Raw genomic sequence first — 18,185 nt, 5'->3', positions numbered from 1 at the left:
CTTGTGTGAATATGGATATCCTTGCTTACACTTCTTTCGACTTGTGTGAATATGGATATCCTTGTTTACACTTCTCTCGACTTGTGTGAATATGACTACTCTTAGTCACACTTCTTTCGACTTGTGTGAATATGACTACTCTTAGTCACACTTCTTCCGGCTTGTGTGAATATGGCTATCTTTGCTTACACTTCTTTCGACTTGTGTGAATATGGCTATCTTTGATTACACTTCTTCCAGCTTGTGTGAATATGACTATCCTTGCTTACACTTCTTTCGACTTGTGTGAATATGGATATCCTTGTTTACACTTCTTTCGACTTGTGTGAATATGGATATCCTTGTTTACACTTCTCTCGACTTGTGTGAATATGACTACTCTTAGTCACACTTCTTTCGACTTGTGTGAATATGGCTATCTTTGATTACACTTCTTTCGACTTGTGTGAATATGGCTATCTTTGATTACACTTCTCTCAACTTGTGTGAATATGGCTATCCTTGTTTACACTTCTTTCGACTTGTGTGAATATGGATATCCTTGATTACACTTCTTCCAGCTTGTGTGAATATGACTACTCTTAGTCACACTTCTTTCGACTTGTGTGAATATATATGACCTATAAAAAAAGCTGAGACAATTAATTTGTCTCAGCTTTTTGAATACACTCTTTTAACTAAAATACAATTTTATTAATGATTAGCCTAAGAATGATTTTAACATCCAGTTATGTTTTTCAAGACTTGTTACCATAGCTAATAACATATCACCTGTCATGTCATCGTCTAATTTTTCTGCTAATTGGATGCCTTCTTCTAGTTGTGCAATTACTGTTGTAAAGTCTTTAGATAATTGTTCAACCATTTGATTAGCTGTTAAGTTTTTCTCAGCTTCTTCAATTACTGACCATTCTAATGCTTCTTTCAATGTTGCTATTGGATTACCTTGTATTGCTAATATACGCTCAGCTAAGTCGTCTATATATACGCTTGCTTCATTATATAATTCTTCAAATTTTGCATGTAGTGAGAAGAAGTTTGGTCCTTTAACATACCAATGATAATTGTGGAGTTTAGTATATAATACTGTCCACTCTGCTACTTGTTTGTTTAATACTTCGATTACTTCTTTATTGTTTGTCATTAATTTCCACTCCTCTAAAATTAATATCCTTGATTACAATAATTATTATATTATAATCATTCTAATCTGTCAACGTTTTATACCTAGTTATTTATAATTATTATAAATAAGGAAAAGAGAGAAAAAAAGAAGGTATAACCTTTATTAGGCTAATACCTTCTTTCCAAATGGATAAACATTTATTTAGCTTTTTCAAGTGTTAGTGGTACTTTAATTTCTTTATCGACTTTCTTACCATCCATCAGTTTGATGATAGAGTCTACAGAAGCTTTACCCATTTTATCTGGTTGTTGTGCGACTGTAGCATCAAGTTTACCACTTTTAATTGATTTCATTGCATCTTCATTACCATCAAATCCAACGACAATGATATCTTTATCTCCAATAGCTTCTATTGCACCAAGCGCCATTTCATCATTATGTGAGAAAATTGCTTCTACATCTGGATGTGCTTGTAAAATATTTTGAGTTACATTCAATCCTTCTGCACGATCAAATTTAGCACTTTGCTTAGCAATAACATCAAGTGATTTGTCTGCTACATCATGGAAACCTTTACCTCTTTCTCTTGTTGCACTAGCTCCTGGTACACCTTCTAATTCAGCTACTTTAGCCTTTTTACCAAGTTCATCTAGAATAAATTGACCACCCATTTTACCACCTTCTACATTATCAGAAGCGATAAATGTAGCGACATCTCCTTTATCAACAGATCTGTCTAAAGTAATTACTGGAATACCTTCATTGTTAGCTGATTGCACTGAACTTGAAATAGCACTTGAATCAGTTGGATTGACAACTAAATAGTCAACTTGTTGCTGAACTAAATCTTCTATATCATTAGTTTGCTTAGCTGAATCATCTCTAGCATCTACTACTTTAACTTTCATACCTTGTTTCTTCGCTTCTTTTTCAATACCATCTTTAATAGAAACAAAGAATGGATTATTCAATGTTGAAACACTTACCCCAATTGTAACTTCTGATTTCTTTTTATTTGTCTTTCCTTGATTACCTTTTTTCAATGGTGATTCAAGTGAACATGCTGATAAAAATAATATGGTAGTCATTAACAGGATTAAAATTTTCTTCATTTGTTTCTCCTCACTTTAATTGATTATTTTTTTCTATCGATTAAGACTGCTATTAAAATAACAATACCTTTTACAACTTGTTGATAGAACGATGATACACCTAGTAAATTTAATCCATTATTAAGTACACCAATAATAAGCACACCAATTAGTGTTCCTACGATACGACCTTTACCTCCAGTTAAAGAAGTTCCGCCTAATACCACTGCAGCAATAGCATCTAATTCGTATGATGTACCTGCAGTTGGTTGAGCTGAATTTAAACGTGAAGTTAAAATTGCACCAGCTAATGCTGACATTAAACCTGAAATACCATAGATTAAAATTTTCACTCTATTTACTTTAATACCAGAAATTTTTGAAGCTACTTCATTCCCCCCGATAGCATATGTATGTCTACCGAATGTTGTCTTTTGTAAAATAATTGCTAATACGATAAATACAATGATCATTGTGACTGCTGGTACTGGAATTCCGAAAAAGTAACCTTTACCAAACAGTTGGAACATATAACTGTCGCCTAAACTTGTTATTGGATTACCATCTGTTACAACGAGCGTTAAGCCTCTAAATATAGTCATAGTAGCAAGTGTTGCAATAAATGGTGCCATGCTACCGAATGTTACTAATATTCCATTAAATACACCTAATAAGAATCCACCTAGCACACCAACTATGAGTGCAACTATTGGATCTAAACCGCTTGTAATTAAAATGGCTGTGAAAGCACTTGATAAAGCAAGTATAGAACCGACAGATAAGTCAATTCCACCAGTTAGAATAACAAATGTCATACCAAATGCTATTAACCCGTTAATAGAAACTTGTCGTAATAAGTTCAATAGGTTAGATAAATCTAAAAATGCTGAGTTCATAATACTAATTACTACTATTAATAAGATAAGTCCTATAAATGGAATGATTTTTTCGACAAAAGATGTCTTAGCTGTGATTTGTTGCATGTAATTCCCCTCCTGTAGCTAACGTCATAATATTTTCTTCTGTAATATATTCGTGTTCAACTTCACCTTTAATGCTACCCTCTTGAACAACAATCACGCGATCACTCATACCGATTACTTCAGGAAGTTCTGAAGATATCATAATAATTGAAACACCACGTTCAGTTAATTCATTCATCAGTTGATAAATTTCTCTTTTCGCACCAACATCAATACCTCTAGTCGGTTCATCTAAAATCAATATTTGAGCTCCTGTGCCAATCCATTTTGCTAACACGACTTTTTGTTGATTACCACCTGAAAGTGATGAAACAAGTGCTTTGCGATCAGTCTTAATATTTAGTCTTTTACTAATTTGGTCTGCAAATACATGTGTTGATTGCTCTTTAATAAAGCCTTTATTTGAAAAACTTTTCAATGACGGTAATACCATATTATGTTCAATTGAGAAATCTAGAATTAATCCTTCGTCTTTTCTATTTTCTGTAATTAAACCTAAACCGTGTTTCATTGCATCTTCCGGTGTTTTTATGGAAACGGATTTGCCTTTAATTTCAATATCTTTATGGCCTTTATCTATTCCGAATAGACTTCTCATAATTTCTGTTCTTCCAGCACCCATTAAACCACTAAACCCAAGTATTTCACCTTGTTTCAATGAAAACGATATATCTTTAATACCTTGTACATCATTACTGAGTGACTTCACTTCCATAACAGTTTCACCTGGTGTCACAGTTCTTTTTGGAAATTGTTCAGTTAAATCTCTGCCCACCATTGACTTAACAATTTCATCATAATTTGTATCTTTAGTATCTTTATACAATACGGTTTTACCATCTCTCATCACTGTTATTTCATCTGAAATCTCAAATATTTCTGCCATTCTATGAGAAATATATACAAATGAAACACCTTGCTTTTGTAGTGTCTTAATGAGTTTAAATAATTGTGTGATTTCTTTATCCGTCAAGGCGGCTGTTGGTTCATCCATGATAATTATTTTTGCATTTGTCATTAAAGCTTTAGCAATTTCAATCATTTGTTGTTCACCAATAGAACATTTGCCAGCAACTTTCTTTAATGAAATGTTGAAATTCAATTTTTCAAATACTTTTAAAGCTTCTTTTTTCATCTTTTTCTCATTTAAAATGCCAAACTTATTTTTCATTTCCTTACCGATAAATAAGTTTTCAAGTACAGTTAATTCTGGCCAAATATTTAGCTCTTGGTGAATAAATGTAATACCTGCATCTTCTGACATTTGCGCATCTTTATATTCTACGTTCTTATTTTGAAATTTAATTTCACCTTTATCTTTTGCATGAATACCTACAAGAATTTTCATCAATGTAGATTTTCCAGCACCATTTTCTCCCATAAGTGCATGGACAGAAGCTTCTTTAAGATTAAAGTCTACACCAGTTAATACTTTATTTTGGCCAAACGCTTTATGTATTCCAGCCATTTCTAACATAGAACCCCTCCTTTAAAATAAAACATCACTTTCTAAAATGACATTTGCAAATGGTGTTGCTTCTCCTGTTCGAATAATAGCAACTGTATTTCGTGTCATTTCTTTAAACTTCTCATGTGATATATATTCTTTTTCTACATCACTTTGATTAACTTTTTTTAAAAGCTCTGGATTATCAGATTTAATTTCTTCTGCAAAAATCATTTTTTGTACTGCCATATGTTCTAATACCAGTTCGTAAACGCTTTCAAAACTTGGTACACCAAAAGACAGTGCTAAATCTATTTTACGTACGCCTTTTGGTATAGGTAATCCACAATCTGCTATTACAATTCGATCAGTATGTCCAAGATCACTTAATACTTTTGATATTTCGCTGTTTAATATCCCTGTTTTATACATTCCATTCTCCTTTAATATCTTCTAACGTTGGCATTCCACCTTGAGCACCCATGCCCGTAACTGAATAACTTGCTGCTAAATTAGCAAACGCTAAAGCTTTTTCTAAGTTGTATTCTTTCTGTAATGCAACAGCAAACGCACCGTTAAATGTATCGCCAGCACCTGTTGTATCTTTTACATCACGTTTAAATCCATCTACTTGAACTTTTTCTTTACCATTATGATAAACAGCACCTTTATCACCTAAAGTTACAATCAATTTCATAGGATAAGCTGAAAGTGCATCATCTAAATCACCTTTGAACATTTCATCACTTTCTGTTTCATTTGGAGTTAAATAATCAACTTTTTCGATAATCGATTTATTGATTTCTCTATAAGGGGCTGGATTTAATATTGAAACTAAACCATTTTCTGAACAAAATTCTACGACATATTCAACCGTTTCACTCGGTATCTCTTGTTGTAGCAATACAATATCTCCTTCAGTTAAAGTTTCTAAATGTTTCTTTACAAAATCAGGCGTTACTTCATTATTTGCTGAAGGAACAACTATAATACTATTGTCTTGCTCTGATAAAGTAATATGTGCAGTACCAGATGGAACATGTGTAACGGGTTCCACACCATCCACAATAACATGATTATTTTTTAAATTTCCATATATTTCTTTACCAAAATCATCTTCACCAATTCTACCTACCATTTGTACTTTTTCACCTAATCTTGCTGCTGCAACTGCTTGATTAGCGCCTTTTCCTCCTGGTGTTGTAAAGAAATCGTCTCCTAAGATTGTTTCACCTTTACCTGGTCTTTTAGAAGCTGAAACGACTAAATCTATAGACATACTACCAATTACTGTTATCTTCTTCATATTAATCTCTCCTTGTTGATTGTCTTTCTACTAAAGTTACATCTAATACTTGATGATGTTCTCTTTTTTTACCTTCTAATTGCTTTATCAATTGCTGACATGCCTTTTTACCAATTAAATATGCAGGTTGATGTATCGTAGTTAAACTTGGCGAATACGTAATTGATAAAGGTATATCGTCATAACCTACAACTTGTATATCATTTGGTACATTGTAATTATAGTTATACAGTATGCTCATTACTTTAAATGCACCAACATCATTACTACAAATTATACTATCTATACTATATTCTTTAATCATATTAATTAATTCATCGTCAGATAGTTCTAGCTCATTTGCAGATATGTAATTTACTTTAGCGTGATCCAATACTGATTTAGCTCCATTAAATCTTTCTCTAAATGATTTATAATTTAAATTTTGTTCTAAAATGAGAACTGATTTAGCTTTTCCTTTAATTATCACTTCAGCTTGAAGCTGTCCGCCTTTAAGATGGTTCGTTTCTACAAATTCGTGATCTTCATATACACGATCTAATAATACAAATGGCATATTATAAGATTTAAAAGAATCAAATGTTTCCTTGCTTGAAAGTTGTGATGCTATAATGCCACTACAATTATGTACATTAAAAGTGTTTAAGTACGCAAGCTCTTTCTCATCATTACTATCACCATTGCCTAAAATAATATGATAGCCCTTAGCCATTGCTTCGTCTTCAACACCTCTTGCAACTACTGTAAAAAATGGATTACTAATATCAGGAAGTAACAAACCAATCATTTTAGACTTGCGTTTGTATAATGTCCTTGCTGTTTCATTTGGACTATAATTTAAATCTTGAATTGCTTTATCAATTTTATCTTGAGTTTCTTTTTTAACATAACCACTTTTGTTTAATGCTCTAGATACAGTTGCAACCGATACTCCTGCATATTGAGCAACTTGTTTAATTGTTGCCATACTTCAACTTCCTTTTGTGTAACCGTTTACACAAAAGGATACCACGCTCTAATTATTTATGCAATATCAATCTAAAAAATATTTTCTTTCTTCAATTGTTGGCAACTTACATTCATTTTTAAATTGTAAACTATGTCGAATTTTAGCAAATAAGTCATATCCTGCATTTCTAATAAATCTCGGAACAAATTTTAACGACCATCCAAGTAATTGATAATTTTTAATATTTTTTAATAAATGTATAACTGCATCTGATTTAATATATACATCTTTACCATCCACAACTACAATAGAATCTATATTTTTCAAATCTGGTCTTACATTAGCTAAATTCTTTCCATATTCTCCTTCTAATTGAGCAAACTGAAATCTAGAAGAAATCTTATGACCAATTAACCACATAACCGCTCTGTTACAATATCCACAATCACCATCATAATAAACAATAGCCATATCATTCACTCCTATATCTATTTCTTTAAAAGTAACACTTCATTATTACAAATAAAACCGAGACGAATTGTATCGTCTCGGTTTCTATTTATGTAGCTTTACTAAATTCTTTATATTCTTCTTCGTTAATAGAAATGACCTTAAATCCTATGTATCCAAATATTATCGATATAACTGGAACTGTATAATTGAACACTGCATACAAACCATATTCTAATACATTTACATTCAATGTTTGTGCGATAAATACACCACATGTATTCCATAAGAAGAATACCGAAGTAACAGTACCACCATCTTCTAATGCTCTAGATAAGTTTTTAGGATGTAATCTTCTATCTAAGAATGTTTTGATATACATTCTTGATGGAACTACAATCGATATGTATTGTTCTGAACATGAAGCATTTGTTCCTATACACGAAACAATAACTGATGCAATAAGACCGCCAGTTCCTTTGGCTACTTTCAATATTTGCGTGATAATCGATTTCAACATACCTGAATATTCAAGAATACCTCCGAATGTCATTGCAACAATCGTCATCGAAATGGTATAGAACATGGATTCTAATCCACCTCTATTAAATAATTCTTTTACTAAATCATTTTTAGAATCGAGTACATACCCTGTCTGTAGTGTTTGAACACTATCATGAAGACTTCCACCTTGTATAAAGATTTGTGATAAGAAACCTAATATAATACCTACTACAAGTGCAGGAATTGCTGGTACTTTTAATGCAACTAAAATTATAACGATAACTGGCACTATTAATAGCCAAGGTGAAATCGTGAAGTTATCTAACATTTCAGAGTTAATACCATCAATTTTTCCTTGATCCATATTAGAAACTGAAAATTGTTGTCCTAAAATAAAAAATACAATTAATGAAATGATTACTGCAGGTACGGTTGTATAAAACATATGTTTTATATGCTCAAATAAATCTGTACCCGTTAAACCAGCTGCTAAGTTTGTAGTGTCTGATAGAGGACTCATTTTATCGCCAAAGTAAGATCCTGAAATAATAGCACCAGCTATCATGCCAGCAGGTATATCCATACTCAAACCTATACCCATTCCAGCTACACCTACTGTTGCCATTGTTGACCAACTACTACCTATTGCTAATGAAACAATTGCACATATAACAGTTATCGTTACTAAAAATAAAGAAGGTGTTATTAATTTTAAGCCATAATAAATCATTGTGGCTACTATACCCCCACCTATCCATGCTCCGATAATTAATCCTACTAAAATTATAATGACAATAGCAGGTAAAGCTAATCTTATACCTTTATACATCATTTCTTCTATTTCTTTCCAACTAAAGCCATGATAAAAAGCTACGATTGCTGCTATTGCAGTACCTATCATAAGTGGAATATGTGGTGCTTGTTCTAATACAACTACTGTAAACAACATACTAATAATCATAAACAAAAAAGGAACAACTGCCCAAATGAAACTTATATTATTCTTAGATAAAGACTCATTTTCCATCGAGAAACCTCCTTGATAATTAAAGCGCTTACATTCCCAATTGTATTATTTTATTTTTATTTATTCAACACTATATTTACATGGACCTACAATAAATTTATAGGTCCATGTATGTACATCATTATTAATCTTCTTTAAGCATTAACAATACTTCTTTCATTATTATATTAAACTCTTCTTTATATTCATCATTAAAACGTATTATAACAGCTCTTTCATCAGATTTTAATCGATTTTTTAATATATATTTTTTCTCAAATAGTCTCTTTATAGCACGAGCCGATTTATTTTGTTTTATATAACCTTTTTCGATTGCATCTTTAAGATGTACCTCTTCCACTTCATTCAACTTCATTAAGAAGAAAAATTCGTGTTTCTTTAGACCATACTTCTGTTCAATAACTAAAAAGATATTATCAATTTTATTTTGGTAGTCAAAGAATTCGGAACATGCTGTGATTGCCTCTGAATAAGATTGAGTCTTCATAGTCTGGACCTCCTAATTAATAGTTAATTAAATTATCTTAAAATAATTTTAACACAAAATTAAATAACATCAATATGGAATTTAATAAAATATTTGACATTTTATGTATTTTTTAGTGGTCAATTTGCCAACCGTTATGAGTTACTCACAAATTCTATATATGAACGTTTATTTTTAAAATAAAAAAAGATTATAACACTTTTGGTTATAATCTTTTTACTGTATTAAATTAAATGAATCATACTATTTACCTTTTTTATCTTTCAAATAAAATTCCTTACCTGTAAAGAATTCTTTAGTTAACTCTTTTACTTTAGGAGCTAATATGACAACTGCAATTATATTTGGAATTAGTATACATGCTAAAGCAATATCTAATAAGTTCCATAATTGTGTACCTGCACCAAATGCCCCAAGTGCAATTGATAATACATAAATGATTTTCATTATGAATCCAGCTGTTAGTCCAAATAAGTATTCTGCCATTCTAGATCCATAATATATAACAACTATTATTGTTGAGAAGACGAAGAATACCATTGAAATAGAAACTATCCAACTTCCAAAAGTACCAAAAGCACTATTAAACGCTCTTGCAGTTAACGCAGCAGATTGTCCTTTCGCATCGTCATCTTTCCATACGTCTGTAACAAGTACAACAAATGCAGTTGTACTACAAATAATTAAAGTATCTACAACGATCTCACTTACACTCCAGAACGCTTGTCTTACAGGATGGTCTGTTTTTGCAGCAGCATGTGCAATTGGTGAAGTACCTAAACCTGCTTCATTAGAGTAAATACCTCTAGCAAAGCCCCAACGAACAGTAGTTGCAAGTGCTGCACCAAAACTACCACCTAAAGCAGCATCAGGATTAAATGCTTTTTCAACTACTAAAGCGATAACGCTCGGTACATATTGAATATTAATGATAATGATAATGAAGCCCATAATACAGTATAAGCCAACCATTATAGGTACTATCATTTCTGTAAATGTTGCAATACGCTTAATACCTCCGAATACAACCATTGCTGCTACTACAGCTAAAAATATACCAGTAATACCCATATCAATATTGAATGTATCTTCAACCGCACTTGCTGCTGAATTCCCTTGTACCATAATACTTGGAATAAGTTCGATCATTAAAGCAAATGCGAATACGAAAGAGAATATGAGTCCAACTTTTTTATTTTTGAAACCTTTTTTCATGTAATGAGTTGGTCCACCTACATATTCTCCCTTATCATTCTTTTCACGATAATGAATACCTAATACGTTTTCACTATATTTTAAAGCCATACCTAAAAATGCAATAACCATCATCCAAAATACAGCACCAGGACCACCCATCATAATAGCAGTAGGAACACCGACAATATTCGCTGCACCAACCGTAGAAGACAATGCAGATGTTAAAGCTTGTCTTGGTGTGATTGTTCCCTCACCCTTTGGCTCTTTGTTAATACTTCCAAACGTTTGTTTCATCATATATCCGAAATGTCTAAATTGAATAAAGCCTAAATATAACGTTAAAAATAAACTAGATAATAATAAAAGTGTTACGATTGGATACCCCCATAACCAATCAGAAAATGCTACGATTTTCTCCATAAAATGACCCCTTCGCTATTTTATTGATAAAAATTTACGTAATCATATTCTTATCTTACAGAATATTCGGTAAATAATAAACCCAAATTGATAAATATTAAATAAATGGAGTGGTGTAGTATCAGCAAATTTCAGCAAAATTGCTGATAAGAGGTGCGTTATAAGCAAGTTCTACCAAAATTGCTGATATGAGATACAGTATCAGCAGCTTCTACCAAAATTGCTGATAAGAGATGCGTTATAAACAGGTTCTACCAAAATTGCTGATATGAGGTGCGTTATAAGCAGGATCTACCAAAATTGCTAATAAGAGATACAGTATAAGCAGGATCTACCAAAATTGCTAATAAGAGATACAGTATAAGCAGGATCTACCAAAATTGCTGATAAGGAGTGTTCATTTTTTGAATAAAAATAGATATTCCAACGATTTTGTAAGTGCTGACGCCTAAGGGAATAGTATGAGTGAGAGACTACAGGCTCGAGCCATACCCCTAGGCAAGCATGCACGTACAAAATCGCAAGATTATATAAAAATAGATATTCCAACGATTTTGTAAGTGCTGACGCCTAAGGGAACAGTATGTGTGAGAGACTACAGGCTCGAGCCATACCCCTAGGCAAGCATGCACGTACAAAATCGCAAGATAAAAAAATAAGCATATCACTGTAAACTTTAAAAAATCAGTTTAGTGATATGCTTATTTATTTTGATTTAGGATTTATATCCATAGCTCTTCATACTTATTAACCTACATGTAATACTCTACAATGTTTTAAAAATTGATGTGAATATTGTTCTTTAATATCTTCTATTGAACCGTAGCACAATCCTATCATTCGCCACTTTGGATTATGATGATAGAATGAGTCTTTTTCTAAACTCCATTTCACCATTTTTCCTTCGTGATTATATCTAGGTATTGTCATTTCATTACCATCTAACACATTTAAGAATAATTGGAATATTTCTGGATCTATTCTTTCAAACTGGTCAATAACGAGCCATTCTCTTTCAGAACTTGTAATATGACCTGTGATGAATCCTTCTCTGTAATACAATGCACCACTTTCGTTTGGCAAGTATCTTCCATATAACATTTCTTCTGTAAAATCTGGGTGTCCTACAGTATAAATACCTTTAGCAAGTTCACGCTCAACATAATGTTTAGCTTTTTTCAAACCATCTTCTTTATTATCACAAAGCATAAGAATAATAGGCTTATCTTTTTTATGTTCATTTTCTTGCTCACGTGGTACTGACATTTCGTACTGTTGATTTGAACTTTGTTCATACGTCCCATTGCTCATATCTATCATTGCATCATATTGTGCTTTAGTTAAATTCGCAATTGATTGTTTGGAATTTTCTTGTAAGAAGTATAATTTTTTTAAGGCTTGATGTTTATTTAAATCTCCAACACTTACAGGATTAATATCTTTATGATACTTAACTGTAATACATGTAGAATCTGTTCTACCTGGCTGTGGTGGTAATTTATGTATACTATCAGATACTTCACCTATTCCAATTATTGAGTGATTAGCATTTCTATTTAAGAATACAATCTGATCACCTATTTCTAGCTGAGTGTAATAGATGTAACCATTTCTTTTAATTCCATTTACAGTATGCGTAAATATTGTATAAGTTTCATTTTCTTCAAATTGGATTTCTTCAGATAATAGGAAATATCTAGGAATCTTAATAGCACCTTGTCCTAACCCAATAATTAGTTCGAACTCTTCTTTAGAAATACGATTAAACAATTGATCTGTAATTTGTTTAATTCTTAGTTCTAATTGTTCACTTCTCTTTAAATACTCAATAGATAACATCGTTAAAGATTGTTCAAATTTAAAGTGGATGCTAACCTTTTGATTGCCACCTGATTGAACATGAACAATTTCTCCAAATCCTAACAATCCTACTTGATTTTGAACTTGATAGTAAATTACTTTATCTCCAGGTTTTGCAGTTTTAAAAGCATGATATCCTTGATTAGGATTAAAGCTTGCTCCTGATTCAAATACTGCTATTTGACCTTCTAATGGTTCTGTATGATTCCATCTATTATATCCACAATTTAACCAAAAGTAGTTTCTTTCTTCAGACATATGTATACTCCTTAATATCAATAATTATCGATTGTCATAATCAAAATTGTTATGATGTCATGATTTTATTTTCTATGAAAAAACGCACTTTGTATTTACTTTTTTAACAACATATTAATATTAACATTGTATAAGACATTCACACTCATGTCTATGTTTACACAAATAAAAACTGAGACATCAAAGTGTCCCAGTTTTGAGTATTTAATGTATAAAATTATAGTTAGATACTTGTGAAGCAGGTATTGTTCTATAAGTTGTTATACCTGGTGATGATGCAAAGTTCATTTCTGAAACTTGAATACTACCATTTGAATTTAAACGCTCAACAAATGATACATGACCGTAATATCCAGCAGATGATTGTAAGATCGATCCTACAGCAGGTGTACGATTTACTCTATAACCATCTTTTGCTGCAGCACTTGCCCAGTTATTAGCATTCCACCAGTAAGTACTAATTGGTTTACCAATAGCTTTACGACGGTTAAAGACATGCCAAGTACATTGACCCCAGTCATACAAATTTTGATGGCTAAACGTTGGTGGCACATAACCACTGTTATTATTAGAAGTCGTGTTACCACCTGAGTTTGATGCTGTACCACTTACTTTTAATTTTTGTCCTGGATAAATAATGAAGTTTGATAATCCATTTAAAGACATAATCTTTTGGTATGAAGTGCCATATCTAGCTGCAATAGCAGATAATGAATCTCCTGATTTAACTGTATAAGTAGATGTGCTACCTGAAGTATTTGACGATCCACTATTATTCGAACCACTTCCAGAAGTTGTTGTTCCATTAACTTTAATTCTTTGTCCTGGATAAATAATAGTATTTCTCATTCCATTTAATGACATAATCTTTTGGTATGATGTACCATATTTGCCTGCAATAGCAGATAATGAATCTCCCGATTTGACTGTATAATATGTCGTTGATGTAGTTGAAGTAGATCCAGTGTTAGAATTCGATGTACTTGATGACCCAGGTACTTGTAATACTTGATTTGGGAAAATAATATTTGAGCTTAATTTATTTAAACTTTTAATTTTCGAAATTGAAGTATTATGTTTGTCAGCAATAAGCCACAAAGAATCTCCACTTTTAACTTTATAAGTTGCTGCCTCAGCCTGCTGTGAAGATACTGCTACCGCTACAGAAGCACCAACAAATGCCGCTATTGTCTTTTTCTTCAAAATAACTTACCCCCGTCTTGTTTCATTTTTTATATTGTATTAATTCTTTCTAATTATACACTTTAATATCAACAGTTTGTATTACAGTTATATTTCATTTCCATTAACCCTATAATAGTATATTACTTTTAAAGATTAATAATTTAAAAATTAAATAAAATATAACACTTATAATAAATAGTTCAATTTAAACATATTCATACAAAAGCAGCTGACAAATTTACATTTTGCCAACTGCTTTTTTCCTATTAATTTAAAGAATTAATGATAGTCCTGCTAAAGTTGGCATCAAATTTACTAGGATGCCTCCTAACTTTAGACCAGCTGAAATCTCTTTATCTTTAACTGTAGAGATAGCTAAGATTAAGCCTATTAAAGCAATAATAAATGGTATTACTGGAGTAGGATATTTTGGCAATCCAAAGAATAATCCAAGTCCTGCTATAACAGCACAAGCTAATGATAAATATAAAAATTTCTTCATTTTAATTTCTCCATTCTAAACATAGCTAACGATAACTTCTAATTGTCCGTTAATATGATTATCTAAGTCATCAGCAGTCAAAATTAAATGATCACCTTTAACAACTTCAAACACATTTCCATCTGTAATAATTTCTCCATTACCTTCAATGACACTAACTAAGCAATAATCTCTTGGTTTTCTAAAATTGAATGTCCCGTTAATTTGCCATTTAGCAACTGTAAAGAATTCGCTTTCCACTAGTAATATGCCTTTTTGTTCTTCATCATCGATTTTTTTAGGCGGTACATTCGGACTTTGAGATCCTACTGTAATAACGTCAATACTCTTATCTAAATGAAGTTCTCTTTTTTCACCATCTTGACCAATGCGATCATAGTCATAAATTCTATATGTTGTATCAGAATTTTGTTGTGTTTCCAAAATCATGATTCCGCTTCCTATAGCATGTACAGTGCCACTTGGAACATAAAAGAAATCCCCTGTTTCAACTTTGACACGTTTAAATAGATGATTCCAATCCTCATTCTTTATAAATTCTTCTAATTGTTGCTTTGTATTAGCATATGTACCATATATGATTTCTGCATCTTCTTTTGCATCAATGATATACCAGCATTCAGTCTTTCCAAACTCACCATTTTCATGTTCTGAGGCATATGTATCATCAGGATGTACTTGAACTGACAATTTATCATTAGCATCTAGAATTTTAGTAAGTAATGGAAACTTTTCTTCAGAAGGATTTCCGAAAAGCTCTGGGTGTTCTGACCAAACTTGGTCCAAAGTTTTACCTTCATACAAACCATTCGCAATTACATTTGGCCCATTCTGATGCGCAGATATTCCCCAACATTCACCAATTTGTCCGTCTGGAAGGTTATATCCCATTTTTTCTAAATTTCTACCGCCCCATATGCGTTCTTTAAAGACAGGCTTTAACATTAACGGAGACATTCAATCATCCTTTTCTATTTGTTGTTATATATTATATAATGCTTATTTTTCATTTCAAATGATATAGATGTACCAATGAAGATTGTACCATACCGACAGTATTTTATGGAATACTCATCATACAAATATACATTAAATAGAATTATTATATCTAGCATTTAATTCTTTTGTAATAATCTTATTTATTAAAGTAAATATCTCCACCTGGTCCAAAAGGTATACCTAATAAGTACCAAATAATCATAAATATCGGCCAAACAATTGCCAAGACAATTGAATAAGGCATCAAACTAGAGATTAGCGTTCCTAATTTCATGTTTTTATCATATTTTTGAGCATATGAAAGTAATAATGGTAGGTATGGCATCATAGGTGTTATTGGATTAGTAATAGAATCCCCTATTCGATATACCATCTGAGTGAATGCTGGATGGTACCCCAACAACATAAACATCGGTATAAAAATGGGTGCTAATATTGCCCATTTGGCGGAAGCACTGCCAATTAATAAATTAATTAAACTACTCAATATAATAAATCCGATAATTAATACAACGCCATTCTGACCTTGTAGTAATTCAGCTCCTTTTACCGATATAACAATACCTAAGTTACTCCACTCCAAGTAAGCAAGTAATTGTGCAGCAAAGAAGACAATTACAATGAAGCTTCCCATAGTCGACATTGAGTCAGATAACATTTTACCTAAATCTTTAGTGTTTCCAATTTTTCCTGAAACAATGCCATAAACAAATCCTGGAACAAAAAATACAACAAGAATAACAATTCCTACGCCATCCATTAAAGGAGATTTTTCAATTAAACTACCAGTATCAGAATTTCTTAACCATCCATTCTCAGGTATAGATAAAGCTAGTAATACTCCTATCACAATTAGAAAACTGATATTAGCAAATTTTAAAGCCTTTTTTTCTTTTGTAGTAATTTCATTATTTGATTCATCCTCATTTGAATCATCATTTGGATGATATGTACCGAGTCTTGGAATAACAATTTTCATACTTACATAATAAATTGCAGGAAGTAAAACAATTGTTGAAGCTGCAATAAAGTACCAGTTCATCGCCACATTTAAATTAATATCTTTATCAATTAATTCAGCTGCAGGTTTAGTAAATGCATATACTAATGCATCACTCATTCCTAAAGTTAAATTCGCTGCAAATGCCCCAAGTGCTGAGGCGTATGCCATGGCAAGTCCAGCTATTGGATGGTAACCTAACTTTATAAATACTAGTGCTGTTAAAGGTGGTAAAACCACTGGTGCAGCGTCTCCTGCAGCATTACCTATAATGCCTACAAATATAATAATAGGAACAATGATTTTTCTAGGTGCTTTTAGTACGACTTGAACCATTAACTTATCAAAATACCCTGACTTCTCAGCAACACCTATTCCTATCATTACAGCTAATACTAAGCCTAATGCTGGAAATTCAGAAAAATTTGTTATAGACTCGCTAATAATTTTCCCAAACCCTTCTCTAGAAATAAGACTTGTTACTTCTACAGTCTTCCCTGTTCCTGGATTCTCTACTTTGATATTAAATAATGAAATAAACCATGAAAGAAAAATTAATCCAGCACATAAAAAGAAGAAAAGAATACTTGGATCAGGTAATCTATTACCTGCTTTTTCTATTAAATTCAGAAATTTATTAACAATAGACGTTTTTTGTTTTGTTTGGCTCATAAATTATCCTCCCATAACTAAATTAGAAATAGTATATCATAAATAAAACATTGATTTTTGAAATTTCTGATATTTTTTATAAATGTTATACTACTGCTACTTACAAGACTCTATTTACAACTAAATTAAGTGTAAATTTGACGTATCTTTTTTTTGAATTTACGTTGATAATCTATACTGATGACTTTATACTATAAACAGATGATAAGTTGTAATAAATGTACTTCATATTTGAAAAAACATCATGCAATTTATTATTAACTGTAAGAAGTCTTTATATATGATTATGAAATGGAACGGATGGGGTTACACACCCTAAAGCGATAAGCCTCCTGAAGCTTATCGCTTTTATTATTTTTACAATTAAAAAGTTAAAGGCTTAGACATAAATGTCCTATGACTAAAAGAGAATGGCACATAAATAATTTTAAAAAAATGAAATAAGATGTAGATTAAGTTAGGAGTTAATCGAAGAGTTCGGCTGAGTTGTAGATTAAGTTAGGAGTTAATCGAAGAGTTCGGCTGAGTTGTAGATTAAGTCACAAGTTAATCGAAGTCTTTCAATTCTTCTTCCAAAGAAAACAGATTGTGTATATGAATAGAGTATAATCTTTAACATTAATTTAGGATTATATGAGGATGCACCACGAGCGTGAGTAAATTCGTAGAATTCTTCATTAGGTATCGTTTCTACAATTTGATTTACAAAATACGCAATATCA

16 protein-coding genes and 1 pseudogene are annotated in these 18,185 nt (G+C 31.7%); all 17 read right to left on the bottom strand.

The genetic code is table 11. From position 1 onward, the window contains the following. Positions 1–700 precede the first annotated feature (700 nt). Positions 701–1,144, bottom strand: a complete 444-nt coding sequence (locus LQ609_RS11720) for a Dps family protein (RefSeq protein WP_078356899.1) — start codon at positions 1,142–1,144, stop codon at positions 701–703. Positions 1,145–1,323: 179 nt separating this feature from the next. Further along, complete coding sequence (locus LQ609_RS11715) at positions 1,324–2,238, bottom strand: D-ribose ABC transporter substrate-binding protein (RefSeq protein WP_107509005.1); 915 nt, start codon at positions 2,236–2,238, stop codon at positions 1,324–1,326. A gap of 23 nt (positions 2,239–2,261) precedes the next feature. After that, the gene (locus tag LQ609_RS11710) at positions 2,262–3,200 is read right to left on the bottom strand and encodes an ABC transporter permease (RefSeq protein ID WP_078356901.1); all 939 of its coding nucleotides are present in this window, start codon (positions 3,198–3,200) and stop codon (positions 2,262–2,264) included. Beyond that, on the bottom strand, positions 3,181–4,677 hold the full coding sequence (locus tag LQ609_RS11705; RefSeq protein WP_239734793.1) for a sugar ABC transporter ATP-binding protein: 1,497 nt from the start codon (positions 4,675–4,677) through the stop codon (positions 3,181–3,183). Before LQ609_RS11705 ends, LQ609_RS11710 begins: the two co-directional genes overlap by 20 nt. Positions 4,678–4,689: 12 nt before the next feature. After that, positions 4,690–5,079, bottom strand: a complete 390-nt coding sequence (rbsD, locus tag LQ609_RS11700) for a D-ribose pyranase (protein WP_078356903.1) — start codon at positions 5,077–5,079, stop codon at positions 4,690–4,692. Then, positions 5,072–5,953: a ribokinase gene (gene rbsK, locus LQ609_RS11695; protein ID WP_115337216.1), complete on the bottom strand. Its 882-nt coding sequence runs from the start codon at positions 5,951–5,953 to the stop codon at positions 5,072–5,074. Before rbsK ends, rbsD begins: the two co-directional genes overlap by 8 nt. Before the next feature lies 1 nt (position 5,954). Next, positions 5,955–6,920, bottom strand: a complete 966-nt coding sequence (locus LQ609_RS11690) for a LacI family DNA-binding transcriptional regulator (RefSeq protein ID WP_078356905.1) — start codon at positions 6,918–6,920, stop codon at positions 5,955–5,957. A 66-nt stretch (positions 6,921–6,986) separates the two neighbouring features. Then, positions 6,987–7,373 (bottom strand): thiol-disulfide oxidoreductase DCC family protein, encoded by a 387-nt coding sequence (locus LQ609_RS11685; RefSeq protein WP_078356906.1) that lies wholly within the window; start codon positions 7,371–7,373, stop codon positions 6,987–6,989. Between the two features lie 88 nt (positions 7,374–7,461). Continuing rightward, the gene (nhaC, locus tag LQ609_RS11680) at positions 7,462–8,883 is read right to left on the bottom strand and encodes a Na+/H+ antiporter NhaC (RefSeq protein WP_078356907.1); all 1,422 of its coding nucleotides are present in this window, start codon (positions 8,881–8,883) and stop codon (positions 7,462–7,464) included. Between the two features lie 124 nt (positions 8,884–9,007). Next, positions 9,008–9,370: a transcriptional regulator, SarA/Rot family gene (locus LQ609_RS11675; RefSeq protein ID WP_078356908.1), complete on the bottom strand. Its 363-nt coding sequence runs from the start codon at positions 9,368–9,370 to the stop codon at positions 9,008–9,010. 243 nt (positions 9,371–9,613) lie between these two features. Beyond that, positions 9,614–10,987, bottom strand: coding sequence for an alanine/glycine:cation symporter family protein (locus tag LQ609_RS11670; protein WP_239734792.1), 1,374 nt, complete (start codon positions 10,985–10,987; stop codon positions 9,614–9,616). A 747-nt stretch (positions 10,988–11,734) separates the two neighbouring features. Next, the gene (locus tag LQ609_RS11665) at positions 11,735–13,105 is read right to left on the bottom strand and encodes an EVE domain-containing protein (protein ID WP_078356910.1); all 1,371 of its coding nucleotides are present in this window, start codon (positions 13,103–13,105) and stop codon (positions 11,735–11,737) included. 204 nt (positions 13,106–13,309) lie between these two features. After that, on the bottom strand, positions 13,310–14,308 hold the full coding sequence (locus LQ609_RS11660; RefSeq protein WP_239734791.1) for a LysM peptidoglycan-binding domain-containing protein: 999 nt from the start codon (positions 14,306–14,308) through the stop codon (positions 13,310–13,312). A gap of 253 nt (positions 14,309–14,561) precedes the next feature. Continuing rightward, on the bottom strand, positions 14,562–14,792 hold the full coding sequence (locus LQ609_RS11655; RefSeq protein ID WP_078356912.1) for a hypothetical protein: 231 nt from the start codon (positions 14,790–14,792) through the stop codon (positions 14,562–14,564). A gap of 15 nt (positions 14,793–14,807) precedes the next feature. Then, positions 14,808–15,749, bottom strand: coding sequence for a mannose-6-phosphate isomerase, class I (gene manA / locus LQ609_RS11650; protein ID WP_078356913.1), 942 nt, complete (start codon positions 15,747–15,749; stop codon positions 14,808–14,810). A 178-nt stretch (positions 15,750–15,927) separates the two neighbouring features. Then, positions 15,928–17,463 (bottom strand): AbgT family transporter, encoded by a 1,536-nt coding sequence (locus LQ609_RS11645; protein ID WP_239734790.1) that lies wholly within the window; start codon positions 17,461–17,463, stop codon positions 15,928–15,930. A gap of 553 nt (positions 17,464–18,016) precedes the next feature. Next, positions 18,017–18,185, bottom strand: a pseudogene (locus LQ609_RS11640) (transposase); the annotation flags it as partial.

The sequence above is a fragment of the Mammaliicoccus sp. G-M28 genome, from assembly GCF_022386595.1.
GTDB classification, from domain to species: domain Bacteria; phylum Bacillota; class Bacilli; order Staphylococcales; family Staphylococcaceae; genus Mammaliicoccus; species Mammaliicoccus fleurettii.
This window is presented reverse-complemented; position numbering and strand designations above follow the sequence as displayed.

Coding starts and splice junctions, on each gene's coding strand:
- LQ609_RS11720 (WP_078356899.1), bottom strand. CDS start 1,144: ATGACAAACAATAAAGAAGTAATCGAAGTATTAAACAAACAAGTAGCA.
- LQ609_RS11715 (WP_107509005.1), bottom strand. CDS start 2,238: ATGAAGAAAATTTTAATCCTGTTAATGACTACCATATTATTTTTATCA.
- LQ609_RS11710 (WP_078356901.1), bottom strand. CDS start 3,200: ATGCAACAAATCACAGCTAAGACATCTTTTGTCGAAAAAATCATTCCA.
- LQ609_RS11705 (WP_239734793.1), bottom strand. CDS start 4,677: ATGTTAGAAATGGCTGGAATACATAAAGCGTTTGGCCAAAATAAAGTA.
- rbsD (WP_078356903.1), bottom strand. CDS start 5,079: ATGTATAAAACAGGGATATTAAACAGCGAAATATCAAAAGTATTAAGT.
- rbsK (WP_115337216.1), bottom strand. CDS start 5,953: ATGAAGAAGATAACAGTAATTGGTAGTATGTCTATAGATTTAGTCGTT.
- LQ609_RS11690 (WP_078356905.1), bottom strand. CDS start 6,920: ATGGCAACAATTAAACAAGTTGCTCAATATGCAGGAGTATCGGTTGCA.
- LQ609_RS11685 (WP_078356906.1), bottom strand. CDS start 7,373: ATGGCTATTGTTTATTATGATGGTGATTGTGGATATTGTAACAGAGCG.
- nhaC (WP_078356907.1), bottom strand. CDS start 8,883: ATGGAAAATGAGTCTTTATCTAAGAATAATATAAGTTTCATTTGGGCA.
- LQ609_RS11675 (WP_078356908.1), bottom strand. CDS start 9,370: ATGAAGACTCAATCTTATTCAGAGGCAATCACAGCATGTTCCGAATTC.
- LQ609_RS11670 (WP_239734792.1), bottom strand. CDS start 10,987: ATGGAGAAAATCGTAGCATTTTCTGATTGGTTATGGGGGTATCCAATC.
- LQ609_RS11665 (WP_078356910.1), bottom strand. CDS start 13,105: ATGTCTGAAGAAAGAAACTACTTTTGGTTAAATTGTGGATATAATAGA.
- LQ609_RS11655 (WP_078356912.1), bottom strand. CDS start 14,792: ATGAAGAAATTTTTATATTTATCATTAGCTTGTGCTGTTATAGCAGGA.
- manA (WP_078356913.1), bottom strand. CDS start 15,749: ATGTCTCCGTTAATGTTAAAGCCTGTCTTTAAAGAACGCATATGGGGC.
- LQ609_RS11645 (WP_239734790.1), bottom strand. CDS start 17,463: ATGAGCCAAACAAAACAAAAAACGTCTATTGTTAATAAATTTCTGAAT.